Raw genomic sequence first — 19132 nt, 5'->3', positions numbered from 1 at the left:
GGGCGGACCGGCTCTGCGCCCCCGCCTTCCGACACCACTCAACGTACGAGCCCTTGCGGTCAGATCCTGTCCTCAAGGGCCGCGCGGCAGGCTGATCCTGAGAATCTCAGAACGGGAAGGTCGACCGCCCGTGCTGAATCGAGATCCACTTGGTGGTGGTGAAGGCCTCCACCATGGCGTCGCCGTTCAGCCGCCCGACCCCGGAGCTCTTCTCGCCGCCGAACGGCACGATCGGCTCGTCGTGCACCGTGCCGTCGTTGATATGGATCATCCCGGTCTCGATGCGCTTGGCGAACCGCACCCCGCGCTCGATGTCACCGGTGTGCACCGCGCCGCTGAGTCCGTACGGCGTGGCGTTGGTGATCCGTACCGCCTCGTCGTCACCGTCGAAGGGAATCAGCAGCACCACCGGGCCGAAGATCTCCTGCGTGAGGATCGAGGAGTCCTCCGCCAGCCCGCTCAACACGCTCGGCGCGACGAGCGTGCCCCGGGTCTCGCCGTGAAGGAGCGCGCTGGCCCCCTCGGCGAGCGCCCTGTCCACGAGCGAGGAGATGGCCTCGGCCTGGCCTTCGTTGATCAGCGGGCCGATGTGGGTCTGCGGGTCGGCCGGGTCGCCGACCTTCAAGGACGCGACCTTGGCGACGAACTTTTCGGTGAACTCCCGCTCCACCGCGCGGTCCACGAGCACCCGGTTCGCGGCCATGCAGACCTGCCCCTGGTGCACGAAGCGGCTGAAGACGGCGGCGTCCACGGCGTAGTCGATGTCGGCATCGTCCAGCACGACGAGCGCGCTGTTCCCGCCCAGCTCCAGCACCGTGTGCTTGAAGTGCGAGGCGGCGACGGTCGCGACATGCCGGCCGACCTTCTCCGACCCGGTGAAGGAGATCGTCTTGGGCACCGGGTGCTCGATCAGCGCGTCGCCGATCTCGGCGATGTCGGTGACCACGACATTGAGGACGCCCGGCGGCAGCCCGGCCTCCTCGAAGATCTTGGCGACCAGCCCACCGCCGCAGATCGGGGTGTTCTGATGCGGCTTGAGGACCACGGCGTTACCGAGCGCGATGGCGGGCGCGACGGACTTCAACGACAGCAGGAACGGGAAGTTGAAGGGGCTGATGACACCGACGACCCCGACCGGCAGACGGTAGAGGCGGTTCTCCTTGCCATCCACCGGCGACGGCAGGATGCGACCCTCGGCGCGCAGCGCCAGCTGGATCGCCTCCCGCAGGAACTCCCTGGCGAGATGCAGTTCGAAGCCCACCTTGGCGCGCGTCCCGCCGACCTCCGCGGCGATCGCCTCACCCAGTTCCGCCTCGCGGTCGTCGATGATCCGCAGTGCACGCTCGAAGACGAGCCGCCGGCTGTAGGGGTTGACCGCACCCCACTCGCGCTGCGCGCGCTCGGCGGCGCGGTAGGCCTGGTCTATCTCCTCGACGGTGGCGACGGGTATCGACGTCAGCTTCTCGCCGTTGTACGGGTTGAAGTCGACGATGTCCCACGAGCCGCTGCCGGATCGCCACTCGCCGTCGATGAACTGATACGCCAACTCGTCGAAGTAGGACATGCCATCCCGATCTGGAGAACAGGGCGCGCAGGGCGCCGCATTGGGGGGTGCTGACTCCTGATGGCTTGTCATCCTACTCGCGCGTCACATCAGTTGGAGTAGACCACGCAAGAGGTCCCGGGTCTCGGCCGGATTCGGCCCCTCCTCCTGGAGGCGGTCCATCGCCCGCGCGTACAACGCCACCTCTTCGGGCTTGTCCACATACAGCGCGCTGGTCAGCTGCTCCAGATAGACGACGTCCGGCAGGCCCGTCTCCGGGAAGCCCAGCATGGTGAAGGCGCCACTCTCGGCCGCGTGCCCGCCGTAGCTGAACGGCATGACCTGAAGGCGCACATTCGGCCGCTCGGACACCTCGATCAGATGCCGCAGCTGGTCGCGCATGACCTCGCGTTCCCCGTACGGACGGCGCAGTGCGGCCTCGTCCAGCACACAGTGGAACTGCGGCGGGCGCTCCGCCAGCAGCAGCTTCTGACGCTCCAGACGCAGCGCGACCCGGCGCTCCACGTCGGCGTTCGTGGCGTCCGGCATGCCGCGTCTGACCACGGCGTGGGCGTAGCCCTCGGTCTGCAACAGGCCGTGCACGAACTGCACTTCATAGTTGCGGATGGCGGAAGTGGCGCCTTCCAGGCCGACATAGGTCTGGAACCAGCCGGGGAGGACATCGGTGTAACTGTGCCACCAGCCCGTGACGTTGGCCTCGCGCGCGAGGGAGAGGAGCGCCTCCCGTTCCTGCTGGTCACCGACTCCGTACAGTGTGAGCAGATCCTCGACGTCCCGCGCCTTGAAGCTCACCCTGCCCAGCTCCATGCGGCTGATCTTCGACTCCGACGCGCGGATCGAGTAGCCGGCCGCTTCCCTGGTTATGCCACGGGATTCACGCAGCCGCCGAAGCTGTGATCCGAGCAGGATGCGCCGTACCACCGACCCGCTCGACTCGTTAGCGGACACCTCTCGGACCCTCCTGTGACCACACCCGTCCAACAACGCGCCGCAGTCTGCCACGTTCACGCTTCGTTGAGTGCTCATCCGGTTACTGATATGTGAGGCCCCCGCAAGCTCTCCACAGAAAGCCGCAAGAAGAATTGGCCGCGAATCCGCCCGTCCTGGCGCAATCACGGCACGTGCACGTGCATCTGCCCTTGCATCTGTCGTGCCCATTGGGAACCATGGGCGTCGCACGCATGCACGCTCGTGAAAGATCCGCCAGATCCGGCTGACCGGCCAGGGTCATGACGTCCGCGAACGCCAGGAGTGCCTCGCATGGGGACCAAGGTTTTGACCATGCTCGAGCCGTTATGGCAGGGCCTTCCTCCCGTCGACCCCTTGGCCGTCTCCGGATCCGCGTCCTGCACGCTCCCGCCGCGGTACGAATCGGTCGGCGGTGCACGGAAGTTCACCCGCGACACCCTGCAGGGCTGGGAGCTGGACGAACTCTTCGACGGAGTCGCCCTGGTGGTCTCCGAACTCGTCACCAACGCCTTGCGGCACGCGATTCTCGCCGCTCCGGAACGCGCCGACGACACCCCGCCGGCCCGCCTCCACCTGATGCGCTGGTCCTCCAGGCTGATCTGCGCGGTCCGGGACCCCAGCGACTGCTCCCCGGTCACCGGCGAGGCCGACGAGGCCGCCGAGTCGGGGCGCGGGCTGTATCTCGTGGAGGCCTTCAGCGACAGCTGGGGCTGGCAGCCACTTGCCGGCCCCGCGCCCGGCAAGATCGTGTGGGCCCTCTTCCGGCTGCCTTAGCCGGCTTCTGCCCCACCGGGTTTCGCCCGCCCACAGGGCGGCGGGCCCGGCCGTCCGCATGCGCGCACGCGGGTGCGGCGAAGGCGCCCCGGCCGCCCTTCGCGCCCTAGTCGGCCACGAGGTGGTCGAACTCCCCGTCCTTGACGCCGAGGAGCATCGACTCGATCTCGGCCGGCGTGTAGACCAGCGCAGGTCCGTCCGGGAAGCGGGAGTTGCGCACCGCTATCTCGCCCCCGGGCAGCTTCGCGAACTCCACGCACGAGCCCTGCGAGTTGCTGTGCCGGCTCTTCTGCCAGGCCACGTCACGGAGATCCGTTGCGGCCATGCCGTTGTGTGCGTGAGGCACAGAGGTCTCCCGGGGATAACAGATGGCAACTGCCCGGGATCATAGCTGCGTTCATATGCAGATGCATGCGCAGATGCACGTGCACGACAGGCGGTGCCGAAACGATCACAGCTCGTCGCATACCGGCCCCTCGCTCGGCCGCCGTCCACCCCTGACGCCAAAGGGGCGGGCCGGGCCCTCAGGACCGCGGCCGCACCGACGACCATGAGACGGCCGCCGCGGCCTTCGGGTTCCACATCGGGCCCGGCCCTGTTCGACATCCCCGCCCCTCACCGGGAGGCATACGGCAGCAGCGCCATCTCCCTCGCGTTCTTGATGGCACGGGCCAACTGCCGCTGCTGCTGGGCCGTGACGCGGGTGATCCGGCGACTGCGGATCTTGCCCCGGTCGGAGAGGAACTTCCGCAGCAGCGTGGTGTCCTTGTAATCGATGTAGGTGATCCCTGCCGCATCGAGCGGATTGGGGCGGGGCGCGGGCGTCCGGCGGGGATCGTGCCGACGGGTCATGACGGGGTCTTCCTTAGGGGTACGGGCGAGATGGGTACGGGCGAGGCCGGTCGTTGCTGACGGGGCGCGCCTCGGCGGGCCGCCCCCTGCGGGACGCGGCCGGCCTACGAAACGGGATCGAGGAGCGCGTCGAAGACGGGTGGCAGGCTCTTCCACGCCTGCGGTCCGCCCGCGTACTCGGCGTCGGTGAGCACACAGGACCGCAGGAGGGACGCGAGCCCCTCACGGTCCAGTCCGGGCGAGGTGAAGACCAGATGCTGGGCGCGGTCGCCGTGCTCGGGGTGCCAGTCCAGCGCGGCGGCGGCCCGCCGCATCGGTGGGACCATCTCCCAGGCGGCGTCCGGCAGCGCAGCCAGCCAGGGCCCGGCGTTCTCCACGCACAGCGCACCGCCGGCGGCGTCCCAGGACAGCAGCGTGTCCGGGCGGTCGGCCAGCCAGAAGCGGCCCCGGCTGCGCGCGGCCGCACAGGCGAGGTCCTCCAGCGCCCCGTAGAGCCGCTCGGGGTGGAAGGGCCGGGTGTGGTGCCAGACGAGCGTGGCGACGCCCTCCGCATCGGCATCCTGCGGCAGCAGCGCGCAGGCGGGGTGCTGACGCGCCGCGGCCGCCTCGACATCGAAGCCGGCCATCGCGGCGGCCGCCAACTCGCCCGATTCCACGGGGACCTGGTGTGCCATGGGGTGCAGTTGCGCGAGCAGCGCCAGATCGGCGGGTTCGGCCTCCTCCTCCCCCGGGGCGAGCGCCAGCACCGGCGCGTACTCCAGCTGGCGGGCCCAGGTGTCCGCGACGGTGCGCTGATCGGAGGCCGCGGCGGCGAGTCCCGCCTCCGCGAGGTCGTCGCCGCAGCCGAGGTAGGGCAGCAGCAGCGCGGGGTCGACGGCGGTGATCACTCCGGTCAGGGCCAGGTTCTCGCTGCCGCAGGCCGTGACCACCTCCGCCATCGCCTTGGGCTCGACGGAGTCCCACAGCTCCACGATCGCCAGCCGACAGGTGCGGCCGGCGGCCAGCCGCTCCAACTCGGGCACCAGGTCCTCGCGCAGCGCGCAGCAGGCACAGTCGTTGACCAGCGGCGCCTCGCCGGTGTCGAGGGCGCCGCCGCCGTCGCGGACCGTGCGCCGGACGGTGCCGGCGGCGGCCGAGGCGAGGTCGTGGTGGAGGGCGACACTGCCGGGGACGGTACGCAGCAGCCGCTCGACGACGGCCTGCCGCGCCTCCGCGTGCAGGCCGCCCACCAGCACGACGTTGAGCCGGTCCATCAGCGGGCCTCGCGATTGCCGTAGCGGCGCTCGAACCGCTCGACGCGTCCCGCGGTGTCCAGCACCCGGGCGGTGCCGGTGTAGAAGGGGTGGCTCGCCGAGGAGATCTCGACGTCGATGACGGGGTAGGTCAGGCCGTCCTCCCATTCGATCGACTTGTCACTGGTGGCGGTCGAGCGGGTCAGAAAGGCGAAGTCGGCGGCCCGGTCGCGGAAGACGACGGGCTCGTACGCGGGGTGGATTCCAGGCTTCACGGTGCTCAGCGCTCCTCTCGGAAGGTCACGTGCCGACCGACGACGGGGTCGTACTTGCGCAGCACGAGGCGGTCGGGGTCGTTACGGCGGTTCTTGCGGGTGACGTACGTGTGGCCGGTGCCGGCGGTGGACCGGAGCTTGACGACCGGGCGTAGTTCGTTGCGGGCCATGTGGTTAGTATACGGAAATGGTTTCCATTTTCAATAGCGCTCCGTCGAGGGCCACGACCGAAGGGACCGCACCTTGTCCGCCCACTGCCAGCTGACCGGACGCAAGCCCGGCTTCGGCAACACCGTTTCCCACTCGCACCGCCGCACCTCGCGCCGGTTCGACCCGAACATCCAGCGCAAGCGCTACTGGCTGGAGAGCGAAGGCCGGCGCATCCGGCTGACGCTGAGCGCCAAGGGCATCAAGACCGTGGACACGATCGGGATCGAGGCGGCCGTCGCCCGCATCCGGGCACGAGGGGAGAAGGTCTGATGGCCAAGCAGAGCAAGATCGCCAAGAACGAGAAGCGGCGGGCGACCGTCGCGCGCTACGCGGCCCGGCGCGCCCTCCTGAAGGCCGTCATCCGCGATCCGCAGACCCCGCAGGAGGAGCGCGACGCCGCCGGGCGCGAGCTGGCTCGACAGCCCCGGGACGCCAGCCCCACCCGGGTCCGCAACCGCGACAGCGTCGACGGCCGTCCGCGCGGCTACTTCCGCGCCTTCGGCCTCTCCCGCGTACGCCTGCGCGAGCAGGCCCACGCGGGCTACCTGCCCGGCGTACGAAAGTCCAGCTGGTAGGGCCGCCCAGCAACCGCCTGAGCCGGCCCACCCCCCGGCTCAGGCGGCGGGACCGTTCGGGTGATACTGGACAGAACGCCCTGAGGCCCCCGACGAAAGCGAGCCCGCGATGCTCCGGAACGCCTTCGAACCCTGGCACCTGGTCCTGATCATCCTGGCCTTCGTGCTGCTCTTCGGCTCGAAGAAACTGCCCGACATGGCACGCGGCCTCGGCCGCTCGATGCGCATCCTCAAGTCCGAGGCCAAGGCCCTCCAGGACGACGGACCTGCGGACGCACCCGCCGACCGGGAAGCCACCGCCAAGCCGGCCACGGAACCGCGCCCGGAGACTTCCGCCCGGCACTGACGCCGGACCTCCGGCCCGCGACAGCCGCTGGGGCACGCCCGATCTCCCGCCTCGCCCGCGCCCTACGGGCGGGCGACGAGCCCTCGCGGACACGCCCTAGTGGTCGCCGCCCTCGTCGATCAGCCGGCGTACCTCCCGGTCGATCAGCCCCAGCCGCGCCTCGGCCACCAGCGGCACGGCCCGGCGCTGCCGCCGCGCCTCCGCGAGATCGATGTCGACGGTGACCAGGGCAGGCTCCCACTTCGGCGCCTGCGCCACCACCGCGCCCCGCGGATCCACCACCCGCGAGCCGCCCCAGAAGGCCGCGCCGTGCTCGTTGCCGACCCGGTTCACGAAGACCACCCAGCACTGCAGCATCCGCGCCGTGTAGGACAGCAGCGTGTCCCAGTAGAGCCCGGTATCCATCGCCTCCGGGTCCAGACTCGCCGCACTGTTCGTCGGCACGAACAGCACCTCGGCGCCGTCCTGCACCGCCAGCCACGGCAGCACCGGCTGCCACGCGTCATTGCACACCAGCGTCGCACCCCGGCCCCCGCTCGCCGACTTGCTGAGGTCGTACGCCCGCAACGACTGCCCGGGACTGACGTGCTTGCGCTCCTCCCACGCCAGGTAGTTGGGGAGGTAGAGCTTGCGGTGCGCGTGCAGCAGCGCCCCGTCCGAGTAGTGCCCCGCGGTGTTGTACGCGCGGAGACTGGTGTACTCGTGGAAGCCGACCACCACGTCGGGGCCGAGAATGCCCAGTTCCAGCAGCCGCGGATCGCGGACCTCGATCGAGATGTCCCGTTCGAGCACGCCCAAGTGGTAGCCGTGCAGGCTGAGTTCGGGGAAGACGACGAGGTCGGCACCCTGCGCCGCGGCCTGCTCGATCTGGTCGCGGGCCACGTCGAGGTTCTCCGCCACTTCGCCCAGCACACAGTCCGTCTGCGCCAGCGCTACGCGCATCGCCCACACCTCCCCGATTCATCACCTTTGCGGCTTTATCAAGTCTGCCAGAGCCCACGCGTCGGGGCCCCGGGCGACAGCCCTCCCCTGCTCCCGGGGCGCCGCTCGACGCCACTGCGAGCTTCAGCCTCAGGAGGTGCCACCGAGCGCCGGCGGCCGCGGCCGGCCCTTCGGGAGACCCCCCATGGGTACCGCCGGCCCCAGCGCTCGCGCCCCGCACCGCTCGGTGCGTCGGATCGGCGCGCCAAAGGCGCCGGTCCGCGGTCCGCCGGGAGCGCCGGGGCTCGCATCGTCCGGGCGATACATTCCGGCCGAATTCAAACCCCCGGAGAGACAGGTACCACCAATGAGCGAAAGAACGATCCTTCCCGTGCCGCACACGGATTTCGCGCGTTGATCCACACGATCCGCCAGACGCCCCGCCGGTCGGCTTCCAGCCGCAGCCCCCCGGCGGCAGGGGCGCGGCGGTACGCGGTCGAGTCGTCCGGCGATGCCGACGGGCGCCTCCGACCGGGTGGCCCAGGCCGAGCGGCCCGCCGGACCCGCTCGGCCGGCCGCCAAGCCCTCCTCGCCCTGGCCTGCGACGAGTTGCCGTGGACGGACTTCGCGCCGTTCCCGCTGACCGACTCGGTGCCGCGGTCGCCGCCGGTGGCCATCGCCGCTGAGCGGCCGCCGGCGAGCAATCCCGAGCAGCGACGCCGCTTACAGCCGCGCCCGCCAAAGCCACCGTCACGCACAGCTCTTCAAGGAATGCCTCCCGCCCCGGAATACCTCCCGACCCGGGAGCCCTATTCGCACAACGCCAACCGTCGCCACGCCTTTCCTCGTCACCGGACAGATGGCAACACGACTGGGACGAGCGGACGGCACTCATATCAAGGACGCCCCTCTTGCGCTCTCTTCCCGTAATAGAGAGGAGCAGCACGAAAGGCGCGGAGACAGTCGAAGGCAACGGAAGACTTCAGGCAATAATTGTGAATCCGCATATTTGGTTGGCAAATGCCGGAGCGCCATACCGAACACCCGGCCAGTTGCCGACCGGCACGCCGCAGGGGCCCGCGATTTCGGTCGACAGCGTCGCGGGCCCCTACTCTCGCTCATGGCCTGCATGCCAACGCCCCGGCGCCCCATCGATTTCGCTGGGGCATTGGCATGCATCCCTCCACACACACTGATAACGACCGATTCCGCGTACAAGAGTCACGACCGAATAACAATGCCGCGTGCGAGCGGGCGGCCCCCGTTCACTCAGGGCGGCACGCCGATTCCCTGCATATGCGAACGACAAAGACCCGGACCGCCCAGAAGAAGGAGGGCTGGGCGCCCCGGGCCTTGAACAACCGCTCAGCGGTTGCCTGTGCTGTTGCCGTCGACGGACGAGGCGCCGTGACCGCGTCGAGCAACCGCACGCAGAGAAGGCGAAGTTGACACGAAGTCGGTCGCCTCACTGCCGGACGGCTTCGAGATCCGCCGTCCGGCAGGAGAGCACGCGCCAGGAATTACTTCCCGATCTGCACTCCGCCGAGCAGCGGAGACTTCTTGGTGGCCCCCGTGGCGCCACCAAGAAGCCGCTTGGGGTCGGACTTGCTCTTGTCGGCGGCCCCCTTGACGGTCTCGACCAGCGGCACGATCTGGTGGCCGTCGAGCTCCTTGCTGTTCAGCGCGTCCGTCAGCCCGCCGTTGAGGCTCATCTTCGAGCCGGTCGCGCCGGCGGGGCGGGCCGGGCCCGCGGCGAAGGAGGGTGCGGCCGCTCCCAGCGCCATGACCGAACCGACAACAATCGCGGCAGACTTCGCGTACTTCACTTCAACTGTCCCTTCCCAGGCGGTGCTTGAGGGATCCGCGACACCAGATCCGCATGAGCATTCACATCGCTGCTCGGATCACCGCATTCCCTCTGACTAACGAGGACGGCCCCGCAGGGAAACTCCGCCGCGCCCGGTTCCTGGCCGCGCCACCCACCAGCTTCCGGAATTCGCGCCCCCGCGGTACCGCCGGAACGCCGACCGGCCGCGGCGCACAACCTGTGCACCGCGGCCGATCAGAAGGACTTGACTCAGCTGGTGGTGAGTCAGTCGTTGACGCACTTGTTGCCGAACGCGGGGTTCAGCAGCGCGAGGACGTTAACGGTGTTGCCGCAGACGTTGACGGGCACGTGGACCGGCACCTGGACGACGTTGCCGGAGATGACGCCGGGCGACTTCTTCGCAGTCGCCTTGGCGCCCGAGTCGGCCATCGCCGGAGCAGCGGCACCAACCGCCATGAGCGTACCGGCAGCGACCGCAGCAACCTTTGCGTACTTCACTTTCAGCCCTTCCTGTCAGCGGGTCTGTAGCGAGCACGACCGTCGTGTCGCACGGGCGTCGAGACTGCCCCGCCCGTAACTCCGCTGCCATGATTGGTAACGATGCCCCCTCGCTCGCGAAACTATTGCGGGGCGGACTTTCTGAAGGATCACCCGAATGACGCAAGGCCATCTCCGGGAGATTTCTCGCGCGCATCCGACGCGGGATAGCCGCTTCTGCTCGAACGGACGGCGGCTCTGCCGAATACGAATTCACCCCGAATGGGGAAACGCGGAATTTCGTCGGTGGGGTTCCTGGCGGGCGCCACGACGTCCGGAGCGGTCGGGAGGAGAGAACCCATGTTCCGGGCCCGGTCGCCGATGGCCGACTGCTCACGGCTGGATCAGCGGTTGCGGACGCCGGGGGCCGAGAGCCGCGGGACGTCTCTGATTCAGCGAGCCCTGTACCGAGGGGCCGTGGCAGCTGTGCCCACGACCGGTCGCGGGCACAGCAAAGGCCGGTACGGAGAACCCGTACCGGCCTCGGGGGCTACCGGACAGCGGACAGCCCCGATCGCTGAAGGAGGATCAGCGGTTGGTGCACTTGTTGCCGAACGCCGGGTTGAGGGCCCCGACGAGGTTGGCGGTGTTGCCGCAGACGTTGACCGGCACCGAGATCGGGACCTGGACGACGTTGCCGGAGATCACACCAGGGGAGTGCGAAGCACCGCCCACCGCGCTGGCACCGCTTTTGCCGGTGGTGGCGCCGGCGATGCCCGCCCCGCCCACGACAGCGATGCCCGCGACGGCGGACATGACGACGGCCTTGGAGACAAACTTCACGGCGAACCTCTTCACTGAGCAGCTTCAGGGTCTGTACGTGCCGCTTGGAGCGACGAGCTGCCCAACGCTCGAACCAGGAGGAGGTAGCGGGCGCATTCGGGTGAACATGCTCCTCAAGTGCTGGAAGGGGCAAATGGGGCCTTCGCCATGACCCCGGGGTCCACCCGTCCCACGCCGCTCTCATGAGTACGCGCGGAGAGCTCGCCTCGTGTGTCAGCGGGGTGCTGTGCAATGACGCCATGAAGGATGTCCTGAAGGTGACTCATGCACAGGTGCTGGCCTGGCGGCTGCGGCAGCAGAGCCTGGCGCCGCGTACGTCCGCCTCGGCCGAGCGGCTCGTGGGACAGCTGGCCGGTGTGCAGGCGCAGATCGCCTCGGCGGCCGAACTGGCCGTAGGGACACGGCGGAAGAGTCCGTCCGCCGACGCGGTGCGGCGTGCTCTGGACGCGCGTTCCGTCGTCAAGACCTGGGCCATGCGCGGCACCCTGCATGTGCTGCCGGCCGACGAGGTGGCGGCGTATCTCGCGCTGTTGGGGGCCGCGCGGACCTGGGAGAAGGCGTCCTGGCAGAAGGCATTCGGGGTGAGCCCCCGGACGATGGAGGCGCTCGGCGAGGCCGTGGACGACATCCTGGACGGCCGGGTGCTGACCCGTCAGGAGCTGACCGACGCGGTGGCGGCCCGTCGTGGCCTGGAGGAGCTCGGAGAGCAGCTGACCTCCGGGTGGAGCGCCGTCCTGAAGCCGCTGGCGTGGACCGGGAGGCTGTGTCAAGGGCCGCCCCAGGGACAGAAGGTGACCTTCACGTCGCCATCGTCGTGGGTCCCGGGGTGGCGTGGCGTGCCGGACGTGGAGGAGGCGGCGGCAGCAGTGATCAGCTCCTATCTCGGGGCACACGGCCCGGCCGATCCGTTGACGTTCGACGCCTGGTTGCTGCGCGGCGCGACCCGTAAGGCCGCGCTGCGCGGATGGTTCGCGTCGCTCGGGGACCGGCTGACGCAGGTCGAGGTCGACGGCGTGGGTGGTGCGTTCGTGCGGAGCGAGGACGCCGCGGCGCTGGCGCGGGCGAAGCCGTCACGGGAGGTACGGCTGTTGGCCGGCTTCGATCAGTACGTCCTGGGGCCCGGCACGGCCGACACCCGGCTGATCGCGGCCGGGCGCCGCACGGCGGTGAGCCGGACGGCGGGCTGGATCTCGCCGGTGGTGGTGCACGAGGGCCGGGTGGCCGGCGTGTGGGAGTTCACCGAGGAGAGTGTCGCGGTGACGTTGTTCGCCGAGCACGGCGAGGTGCCGCGGGCCGGGCTGGAGACGGAGGCCGCGCATCTGGCCCGCTGTACGGGGCGCGAGCGGTCGCTCGCCGTACGCACGGAGTGACGTCGGAGTGACGTCGGTTGGACGTTGGTTGGACGTTGGTTGGACGTCCGGTCGGGCGCAAGCAGCCGCGAGGCGTGTCGAATGTGCTGGTCAGCGGCATTGTCAGACCCCGGTGGAAGACTCAGGGACATGAGATGGGCGGTGGCGGAGACGGGCGACGGGGGTGCGCGTCTCTGCCCACTCGCCCCGGACGGCCGGCCCGCCGGGCCGGTGGTGGAGGAGCCCTCGCTCGCCGAGGCCGTCCGGGCGCGCCCCGAGGTCGAGCGGTGGGTGTGGCGGTCCACGGCTGAGGTCTACCGGCGGCTGCTGGCTTCGGGGGTGCGCGTCGAGCGCTGCTACGACGTCGAGGCCGCCGAGGCGCTGCTGATCGGACACGAGGAAGGACAGTCGGGCCAGCCGCGGTCGCTGGCCGCCGCCTGGGCGCGGCTGCACCGTCTGCCCGTACCGCAGGACGCTCCCGCGCGGGCCGCCGAGACCCAGCCGTCGTTGTTCGCGCCCGGTCCGGTGCCGCTGCCGCCGGGCACGGACGAACTCACGGCGCTCCTGGAGGTGTACGCCGGGCAGCAGGCCCGCACGGACGGGACGGAGCACCCCGAGCGGATGCGGCTGCTCCTGGCCTCGGAGTCCGCGGGCATGCTGGTCGCCGCGGAGATGAACCGGGCCGGGGTGCCGTGGCGGGCGGATGTGCACCGCAAGCTGCTGGACGGGCTGCTGGGTGAGCGCTATCCGGGCGGGCTGGAGCCACGGCGGATGGCGGAACTCGCGGAGAAGGTGTCCAGCGCCTTCGGGCCGGGCGCGCGGGTGCGTCCCGATCTGCCGAACGACATCATCAGGGCCTTCGCCGGCGCCGGTATTCCCCTCACCTCGACCCGTAAATGGGCACTGCAGCAGATCGACCACCCTGCGGTGGCACCGCTGCTGGAGTACAAGACGCTCTACCGCCTGCACACCGCCCATGGGTGGGCGTGGCTCCAGCAGTGGGTGCACGACGGCCGGTTCCGCCCCGAGTACCTCCCCGGCGGCACGGTCTCCGGCCGCTGGACGACGAACGGGGGCGGCGCGCTGCAGATCCCGAAGGTGATCCGGCAGGCCGTGCTCGCCGACCCGGGGTGGCGTCTGGTGGTCGCGGACGCCGACCAGATGGAGCCGCGGGTGCTGGCGGCCGTCTCCCGTGACCGCGGCCTGATGGACGTCGCGGGCAGCGGCGAGGATCTCTACGCGGATCTGGCGGCCCGTGCCTTCGGCGGCGACCGCGCCCAGGCCAAGCTCGCCCTGCTCGGCGCCATCTACGGCCAGACCTCGGGCGACGCCCTCAAGCACATGGCCGACCTGCGCCGCCGCTATCCGGCCGCGGTGGCCTACGTCGACGACGCGGCGCGGGCGGGGGAAGAGGGCCGGCTGGTGCGCACCTGGCTGGGGCGCACCTGCCCGCCGGCGTCCGTGGCGGCGCCCGACGAGGCGGGGCTGCCGCAGGAGGAGGACCCGCCGGCCGGCTACGGCAGCAGTTCGGCGGCCCGGGCCAGGGGGCGCTTCACCCGTAACTTCGTCGTCCAGGGCAGCGCGGCGGACTGGGCACTGCTGGTGCTGGCGGCGCTGCGGCGCTCGCTGTCCGAGTCCGGTCTCCGTGCCGAGCTGGTCTTCTTCCAGCACGACGAGGTGATCGTGCACTGCCCCGAGGAGGAGGCGCAGACGGTGTCCGAGGCGATCGCGGCGGCGGCCGCGGCGGCGGGCCGGATCGCCTTCGGGGAAACACCGGTCCGGTTCCCGTTCACGACGGCGGTGGTGGGCTGCTATGCGGAGGCGAAGTGAGGGCGGGTGGGGCGCACCGGTGCTTTCCGCAGCAACTGCTGGGGCGTCCGATGCCGAGCATGCGGCACCGATGCCGGGCGTCCGGTGCCGGGGAGGTGCGTCGGGTGGCAGCTCGCAAAGGGGCCCGCGTGGCGCGCGACACAGGAGATGCCCGGTGAGGGGGCGGTGTGCGTGCGAGGCGGGGGTAGGTGCACACCGACGGGGACGGTGGCGGTGATGCTGTGGAAGCGGCACTTCACGCGCGACCGGCACCACGCCGGCGCCACGCCGACACCCCTGACGACCAGGAGGGGACTCGCATGACCAACCGGCCCGCACGGCAGGTGCATCCCGAACTCGCCGAGACTTTCGAGGCGTTGCCACCGTCCGCCGACCCGTACGAGGACATCGAAGGGACCCGCGAGGCGTTCAGAGCGATGCTCTCCGCGCATCCGGCCGACCGCACCGGAGTGCGCAGCGAGCGGTTCGACATTCCGCGGGCGGACGGCAGCGCGCTGACGGTCGAGGTGTACCGGCCGAAGGCGGCTCCCTCCCCGGGGGAGGCCCTGCCCGCCGTGCTGCACCTCCACGGCGGTGGGTACGCGATCGGGCGTTCCCTGCCGGGTCAGGACCGTGCGGCCATCGCGCTCTGTCGTCAACTTCCCGCCGTCACCATCGCGGTGGAGTACCGGCTCGCGCCCGAGCACCGCTACCCGGCCGGCGTGGAGGACTGCTACCTCGCCCTCGAATGGACCGCGCGGCGGGCGGACGCACTCGGTATCGACCCCGCACGGATCGCCCTCACCGGGAAGTCCGCGGGCGGCGGCCTCAGCGCGGCCGTCGCCCTGATGTCCCGCGACCGCGGCGGCCCTGCCCTCGCCTATCAGTCGCTGTGCGTCCCCGACCTGGACGACCGCGTGGGCGCGGAGGCGGTGACGGAGCAGCCGGGGGCGGAATCCGCGCAGGAATCGGCTGCGGGCCCCCGGCCCGACCCTCGGGTGGCGAACCCGAGGAGCGTTCAGGCGGTGTGGGAGCACTACCTTCCCGAGGGCGTCAAGGCGGACGCGTACGCCGCGCCGTCCCGGGCCGCCGATCTGTCGGGCCTGCCGCCGGCCTACGTCCTGGTCTGCGACCTCGATCCACTGCGCGATGCCGGGCTGGCCTACGCCCGGCGCCTGATGGACGCGGGCGTCGCCGTCACGGTCCGCAATGTGCCGGGCGCCTGGCACGGCTTCGAGCTGTACGCCCCCGACACCCGGGTGGCGAAGGAGATGACGGCGCACTGGACGGGGCAGTTGCGTACGGCGCTGTACCCGGCAGCGGCTGAGCAGGACGTGGAGTAGCGGAAGCGGGACGGAGGGCTGGGTGTGGAGCACGGCAGGGCGTCAGCGAAGGTGACCGCGATCGGGACAGTCCGGGAGCGCGAAGGCTGGGTGCGTCAGAGCCGGGGGTGTCAGAGCCGGGGGCGTGAGAGCCGGGAGCGGGTCGTGCGCGGCGGCGCGGCGGCCGTCTCCGTGGCCGGCGACGCCCGCTGCTCTCCCCTGTCCCAGGAAAAGGTGCTGGTCAAACGGGCTTCCAGGGCCGCTGCCCGGCACGCGGCGCTGTTCGCGGACCAGCCACGCTCGGCCGCCGGTCGCTCCGCGTCGGGCCGCCCGTCGCTCCCGGAACCGGCGCCGTCGGCGGACTTCGATCGCGTCATCTCCGGCGAACTGCTTCCCCGGAAGGATCAGAACGCGCTTGAATCCCTCGGAGTGCGATACGAGTTGGCGGCAGAGGGGACTCATCGGCCATGAGCACGCAGAACGGTGCGGGCAGTGCGGGCGGTACCGGCGGCAATCCTGCCGGTCAGAACGGGCCCGAGACCCACGCCGACCCCGAGGGCTCCCGGCCCGGCACCATCCCCAGCGCTCCCCCGGGCTCGCGCTCCGGGCTGGAGCGTGTCAACCCGCCGCACCTGGCGCCCCCGACGGGGTTCAGCCACGCCGTGCGTGCCGCCTCCGGCACCATGGTCTTCCTCGCCGGTCAGACGGCCCTCGACGGATCCGGCCGGATCGTCGGCGCCGGCATCGTCGAGCAGTTCGAGCGGGCGCTGAGCAACCTCCTGGAGGTGGCGGCCGCCTCCGGCGCCGGCCCCTCCGACCTCGCCAAACTCACCGTCTTCGCCGTGGACATCGCCGACTACCGCCGGCACGCGGCGGACATCGGCCGGGTGTGGAAGCGCCTGGTCGGCGGTGAGTATCCGGCCATGGCCGTCATCGGTGCGACGCGGCTGTGGGACGAGACGGCACTGGTCGAACTCGAAGGCATCGCCGTCGTCCGCTGAGGCCGCGCGACGGACGAAGACGCCGACGCACGACGCACGAAAGACCAAGGGCACCCGCCCACCGGCTTCCCGGTGGCGCGAGTGCCCCTGGCACCGCTCGAACGCTCGCTCACACGCCCGTGACACTCAGTTCCGGCCGCGTGCCGCCCCGACCGGGTCCTTCTTGAACGCCCAGGTCATCTTGGGTTCCATCGCGAACCGGAAGGCGCGCTGTACCGGTGGTGTGCACAACACGGTGATCACGGTGCCGGCGATCAGCGTCAGCAGGACCGCGCCCCAGGGCGTGTGCATCCATGGGTTGTCGTACCAGTCCCAGAAGCGGGAGCCCTTGGCGAGGAAGCCGTGCAGCAGATAGCCGTAGAGGGTGCCCGCGCCGAGCGCCGTGCACCACATCGTGCGGCCCGGGATCCAGGCGAAGAAGCAGGCCACCAGCACCAGGGAGCAGCCGAACATGGCGAGGGTCATCACCGCGCCGCTCCACCACGGAGCCGCCAGCTCCTGCGCGCTGTCGCGGTGGTAGAACCACGCGGCGTTCATGCGCGGCGCAGCCCAGTACGCGAAGAGCAGGGCGAGGGCGAAGACCGGCACCGCCACGATCCGCGCCTTCCGGCGGCGGACCAGCTTGAAGTGCTCCGGCCGCAGGCACAGGCCGATCACGAAGAACGGCAGGAACTGCAGGGTGCGCTGGAGATCCATGTCGTCACCGATGTCGGGTGACACCGAGGCGAGTACCGCGATGGCCAGGGCCAGCGGAACCGGCCAGCGCACGATCTTCCACAGCGGGGTGGTCAGCCGCCAGACGAACAGCGCCAGCAGGAACCACGTGAGATACCAGGGGTCGGTGAGACTGATGGGATAGCCCGGATCGTCGTCCGCCCACCTCTTGAAGAGCGTGTAGGCCACCTCGAAGAGGACGTACGGGACGGCGACGCCGGTGACCAGACGCTGCAACCGGTCCTTGCGCATATCGAAACTGCGCGAGAAATAACCGGAGATGATGATGAACGCCGGCATATGGAAGGCGTAGACGGTGATGTAGAGCGCCGCCGCCGACCGGCTGCCGTCGCGCAGCGGCTCCCAGCTGTGCCCCATCGCCACCAGCACGATGGCCAGGTACTTCGCGTTGTCGAAGAACGCGTCGCGCGGCTTCGCCTTGGCATCGGTCCCCGCGGGCGCCTTGGCGCGTCCCCGGCCGTGGCCCTTGGGCTTGGCATGGGACGCGGCGCCCCGGTTCGCCTGCGCCGGCGGCCGGTTGGTCGTGGTGACGCCTGCGGGCACCGCGGTCATCGTGGCCGTCGCGGTCGCTCCGGACGGTGCTGCCGACTGCTGCGCGCCAGGCATCGCGCCCGAAGGATTCAATGCGTCATGCGGTACTTGCCGCGGCGGGGGAAGGGGCACCCGCCGCTCGCCGTACGCCGGAAAGTCGTTCTTCAAGGGCCCTCCCGGAACGAACCCAGGGGAGGAGCTGAACGCGGGCCCGCACCGGGCCTCAAAACGGAACCCAAAAGCCAAATCCTGCGTCTTAGTTCTTCTACGGGGAGTGTGGCGGCGTCGAACATCTCAGGCACCTTAGCCCCGCCACGGGAATCCCGTAAATCCCCGCCCGGCGGAGCCCACACGCCACCCGTGTGGCGCACACACATCCTTCACGCAGCGCGTCCCGGAAACGAAGTACGGGTCAATATGCCTGTCCGAAACAGGTGACCCGCGAGATCTAGACAATAAGTCCTTCGATACCGCGCCCCAACGCCAACCGCGTGCCGGCGCCGTTCCCGACGGCCCAGGCGTAGACCTCCAACGGCCTGCCGTGTGGTCCCCGCAGCCGGTGCACGGCCGCGATCCAGCGCGAACTCACCTGGGACAGCGGGGGGTTGATCTGGTCGGCGAACCGCGCGTAGCGACGCAGGCGGTCCACTGCGGGCGCGCCCAGAATCCCGGTACGGACCTGCGGCGCCAGCCTGTGCACGGTTTCCACGCAGCGCACGCAGAAGCTCTGGACGACCAGCCGGTTTCTCACATGCGCCCGATCGAGCCACCCGGCCCGCCGCAGTTCACGGACGACCTGGGCCTCCATTCCCGGGTACCGGCGGGGCGCTTTCAGTTCCAGCAACAACCGCTGCCGGTTGTGATCCATCCGGCGCAAAAAAGCCGTAAGCGTCGGCACCCGCTCCCCCGTGAACCGCTTCCCGAACCAGCTTCCCGCGTCCAGCCGGGCGACCTCCGCGGCCGTGAAGTCCGCCACCCGCCAGGGTGCCCGGCGGGGGAACACCTTTTCGGCGTTCGTGGTCCGCGCCAGCGTGGCGTCGTGCATCACGACCAGTTCGCCGTCCTTGGTGCGCTGCACGTCGTTCTCGACCCAGAGGAGTTTGCGTTCATGCGCCGCGTCGACCGCGGCGAGGGTGTTCTCCGGCGCGTACCGGGACGCGCCGCGGTGCGCGATCATTCGGGGCGCCCCCACCGCCGGACGGTATCCCTCACCGCTCATCACGCCGGCGAACGCGCCGTCCTCGGCCGCCGCGACGGCCGAGGAGGGCACCGCGGCGGCGACGAGGAACGCGACCCCCGCGGCGGCGAACCGCATCGACCCTCGAACCATGCGGCGGCCTCCTGGTCGCTCCTCCGCAGACGCGAGGGCCTGCGTCCCGTACGTCCCCTCAGGCCCTTCCCGTCCAGGAATGCGCTTGTCCGCTCACGATGCCTCCATCCAGCCGCCCCCGCCACGCGGACACGCCCCGCCCAACTCCGCACCGCGCGCCTCGTTTGCCGCGTCTTCGCAGGTCAGCGA

21 protein-coding genes are annotated in these 19132 nt (G+C 70.5%); 8 read left to right on the top strand and 13 right to left on the bottom strand.

Annotated features, from left to right (window positions below; genetic code table 11):
- Positions 1-106: 106 nt before the first annotated feature.
- Both ACH4FH_RS25200 and ACH4FH_RS25195 read right to left on the bottom strand, forming a co-directional pair.
- A complete protein-coding gene (locus ACH4FH_RS25200) occupies positions 107-1564 on the bottom strand; it encodes an aldehyde dehydrogenase family protein (RefSeq protein ID WP_398558150.1) in 1458 nt (485 codons plus the stop codon).
- Positions 1565-1648: 84 nt separating this feature from the next.
- Entirely contained in the window at positions 1649-2512 is an 864-nt protein-coding gene (locus tag ACH4FH_RS25195) for a helix-turn-helix domain-containing protein (RefSeq protein ID WP_398558149.1), read from the bottom strand.
- 312 nt (positions 2513-2824) lie between these two features.
- Here ACH4FH_RS25195 and ACH4FH_RS25190 point away from each other — a divergent pair, with 312 nt between their 5' ends.
- On the top strand, positions 2825-3307 hold the full coding sequence (locus ACH4FH_RS25190) for an ATP-binding protein (RefSeq protein ID WP_398558148.1): 483 nt from the start codon (positions 2825-2827) through the stop codon (positions 3305-3307).
- Positions 3308-3413: 106 nt separating this feature from the next.
- Here the strand turns inward: ACH4FH_RS25190 and ACH4FH_RS25185 are convergent, their stop codons facing one another.
- The 5 genes from ACH4FH_RS25185 to rpmG form a co-directional block, all read right to left on the bottom strand.
- The gene (locus ACH4FH_RS25185) at positions 3414-3653 is read right to left on the bottom strand and encodes a DUF397 domain-containing protein (protein WP_398558147.1); all 240 of its coding nucleotides are present in this window, start codon (positions 3651-3653) and stop codon (positions 3414-3416) included.
- Positions 3654-3922: 269 nt separating this feature from the next.
- Positions 3923-4159 carry a 30S ribosomal protein S18 gene (gene rpsR, locus ACH4FH_RS25180; protein ID WP_398558146.1) on the bottom strand — a complete coding sequence of 79 codons (237 nt, stop codon included), beginning with the start codon at positions 4157-4159 and terminating at the stop codon, positions 3923-3925.
- A 104-nt stretch (positions 4160-4263) separates the two neighbouring features.
- Positions 4264-5412 (bottom strand): CobW family GTP-binding protein, encoded by a 1149-nt coding sequence (locus tag ACH4FH_RS25175; protein ID WP_398558145.1) that lies wholly within the window; start codon positions 5410-5412, stop codon positions 4264-4266.
- Positions 5412-5666, bottom strand: a complete 255-nt coding sequence (locus tag ACH4FH_RS25170; protein ID WP_398558144.1) for a type B 50S ribosomal protein L31 — start codon at positions 5664-5666, stop codon at positions 5412-5414. Before ACH4FH_RS25170 ends, ACH4FH_RS25175 begins: the two co-directional genes overlap by 1 nt.
- 5 nt (positions 5667-5671) lie before the next feature.
- Entirely contained in the window at positions 5672-5836 is a 165-nt protein-coding gene (gene rpmG / locus ACH4FH_RS25165; protein ID WP_398558143.1) for a 50S ribosomal protein L33, read from the bottom strand.
- 73 nt (positions 5837-5909) lie between these two features.
- On the opposite strand from rpmG, the gene rpmB reads away from it, so the two are divergent.
- From rpmB to tatA, 3 genes are all read left to right on the top strand, one after another.
- Complete coding sequence (gene rpmB, locus ACH4FH_RS25160; protein ID WP_398558142.1) at positions 5910-6146, top strand: 50S ribosomal protein L28; 237 nt, start codon at positions 5910-5912, stop codon at positions 6144-6146.
- A complete protein-coding gene (gene rpsN / locus ACH4FH_RS25155) occupies positions 6146-6451 on the top strand; it encodes a 30S ribosomal protein S14 (protein ID WP_398558141.1) in 306 nt (101 codons plus the stop codon). Before rpmB ends, rpsN begins: the two co-directional genes overlap by 1 nt.
- Positions 6452-6560: 109 nt before the next feature.
- On the top strand, positions 6561-6797 hold the full coding sequence (tatA, locus tag ACH4FH_RS25150) for a Sec-independent protein translocase subunit TatA (RefSeq protein ID WP_398558140.1): 237 nt from the start codon (positions 6561-6563) through the stop codon (positions 6795-6797).
- Positions 6798-6893: 96 nt separating this feature from the next.
- On the opposite strand, the gene ACH4FH_RS25145 is transcribed toward tatA, so the two are convergent.
- From ACH4FH_RS25145 to ACH4FH_RS25130, 4 genes are all read right to left on the bottom strand, one after another.
- A complete protein-coding gene (locus ACH4FH_RS25145) occupies positions 6894-7739 on the bottom strand; it encodes a nitrilase-related carbon-nitrogen hydrolase (protein ID WP_398558139.1) in 846 nt (281 codons plus the stop codon).
- A 1499-nt stretch (positions 7740-9238) separates the two neighbouring features.
- On the bottom strand, positions 9239-9544 hold the full coding sequence (locus ACH4FH_RS25140; protein ID WP_398558138.1) for a hypothetical protein: 306 nt from the start codon (positions 9542-9544) through the stop codon (positions 9239-9241).
- Positions 9545-9810: 266 nt separating this feature from the next.
- Positions 9811-10044: a chaplin gene (locus ACH4FH_RS25135; protein WP_398558137.1), complete on the bottom strand. Its 234-nt coding sequence runs from the start codon at positions 10042-10044 to the stop codon at positions 9811-9813.
- 567 nt (positions 10045-10611) lie between these two features.
- Positions 10612-10866, bottom strand: a complete 255-nt coding sequence (locus ACH4FH_RS25130) for a chaplin (RefSeq protein WP_398558136.1) — start codon at positions 10864-10866, stop codon at positions 10612-10614.
- A gap of 257 nt (positions 10867-11123) precedes the next feature.
- On the opposite strand from ACH4FH_RS25130, the gene ACH4FH_RS25125 reads away from it, so the two are divergent.
- From ACH4FH_RS25125 to ACH4FH_RS25110, 4 genes are all read left to right on the top strand, one after another.
- On the top strand, positions 11124-12236 hold the full coding sequence (locus ACH4FH_RS25125) for a winged helix DNA-binding domain-containing protein (protein WP_398558135.1): 1113 nt from the start codon (positions 11124-11126) through the stop codon (positions 12234-12236).
- A 129-nt stretch (positions 12237-12365) separates the two neighbouring features.
- Positions 12366-14045 (top strand): bifunctional 3'-5' exonuclease/DNA polymerase, encoded by a 1680-nt coding sequence (locus ACH4FH_RS25120; protein WP_398558134.1) that lies wholly within the window; start codon positions 12366-12368, stop codon positions 14043-14045.
- 299 nt (positions 14046-14344) lie between these two features.
- Positions 14345-15367 carry an alpha/beta hydrolase gene (locus tag ACH4FH_RS25115; protein ID WP_398558133.1) on the top strand — a complete coding sequence of 341 codons (1023 nt, stop codon included), beginning with the start codon at positions 14345-14347 and terminating at the stop codon, positions 15365-15367.
- 554 nt (positions 15368-15921) lie between these two features.
- The gene (locus ACH4FH_RS25110; RefSeq protein WP_398558277.1) at positions 15922-16347 is read left to right on the top strand and encodes a RidA family protein; all 426 of its coding nucleotides are present in this window, start codon (positions 15922-15924) and stop codon (positions 16345-16347) included.
- A 126-nt stretch (positions 16348-16473) separates the two neighbouring features.
- Here ACH4FH_RS25110 and ACH4FH_RS25105 read toward each other — a convergent pair whose 3' ends face one another.
- Positions 16474-17688 carry an acyltransferase family protein gene (locus tag ACH4FH_RS25105; RefSeq protein ID WP_398558132.1) on the bottom strand — a complete coding sequence of 405 codons (1215 nt, stop codon included), beginning with the start codon at positions 17686-17688 and terminating at the stop codon, positions 16474-16476.
- Positions 17689-18061: 373 nt separating this feature from the next.
- Positions 18062-18943: a glycerophosphodiester phosphodiesterase gene (locus tag ACH4FH_RS25100; protein ID WP_398558131.1), complete on the bottom strand. Its 882-nt coding sequence runs from the start codon at positions 18941-18943 to the stop codon at positions 18062-18064.
- Positions 18944-19132: the final 189 nt, after the last annotated feature.

Source organism: Streptomyces sp. NPDC017993 (genome assembly GCF_044328065.1).
Classification (GTDB): Bacteria; Actinomycetota; Actinomycetes; order Streptomycetales; family Streptomycetaceae; genus Streptomyces.
The sequence above is the reverse complement of the archived record's forward strand: the minus strand, read 5'-3'. Positions and strand labels throughout refer to the sequence as shown.

Excerpts from the sequence above, each read along its gene's own strand:
- ACH4FH_RS25200 (WP_398558150.1), bottom strand. The coding sequence starts at position 1,564 with ATGTCCTACTTCGACGAGTTGGCGTATCAGTTCATCGACGGCGAGTGG.
- ACH4FH_RS25190 (WP_398558148.1), top strand. The coding sequence starts at position 2,825 with ATGGGGACCAAGGTTTTGACCATGCTCGAGCCGTTATGGCAGGGCCTT.
- rpsR (WP_398558146.1), bottom strand. The coding sequence starts at position 4,159 with ATGACCCGTCGGCACGATCCCCGCCGGACGCCCGCGCCCCGCCCCAAT.
- ACH4FH_RS25175 (WP_398558145.1), bottom strand. The coding sequence starts at position 5,412 with ATGGACCGGCTCAACGTCGTGCTGGTGGGCGGCCTGCACGCGGAGGCG.
- rpmG (WP_398558143.1), bottom strand. The coding sequence starts at position 5,836 with ATGGCCCGCAACGAACTACGCCCGGTCGTCAAGCTCCGGTCCACCGCC.
- rpsN (WP_398558141.1), top strand. The coding sequence starts at position 6,146 with ATGGCCAAGCAGAGCAAGATCGCCAAGAACGAGAAGCGGCGGGCGACC.
- tatA (WP_398558140.1), top strand. The coding sequence starts at position 6,561 with ATGCTCCGGAACGCCTTCGAACCCTGGCACCTGGTCCTGATCATCCTG.
- ACH4FH_RS25145 (WP_398558139.1), bottom strand. The coding sequence starts at position 7,739 with ATGCGCGTAGCGCTGGCGCAGACGGACTGTGTGCTGGGCGAAGTGGCG.
- ACH4FH_RS25120 (WP_398558134.1), top strand. The coding sequence starts at position 12,366 with ATGAGATGGGCGGTGGCGGAGACGGGCGACGGGGGTGCGCGTCTCTGC.
- ACH4FH_RS25115 (WP_398558133.1), top strand. The coding sequence starts at position 14,345 with ATGACCAACCGGCCCGCACGGCAGGTGCATCCCGAACTCGCCGAGACT.
- ACH4FH_RS25105 (WP_398558132.1), bottom strand. The coding sequence starts at position 17,688 with ATGCCTGGCGCGCAGCAGTCGGCAGCACCGTCCGGAGCGACCGCGACG.
- ACH4FH_RS25100 (WP_398558131.1), bottom strand. The coding sequence starts at position 18,943 with ATGGTTCGAGGGTCGATGCGGTTCGCCGCCGCGGGGGTCGCGTTCCTC.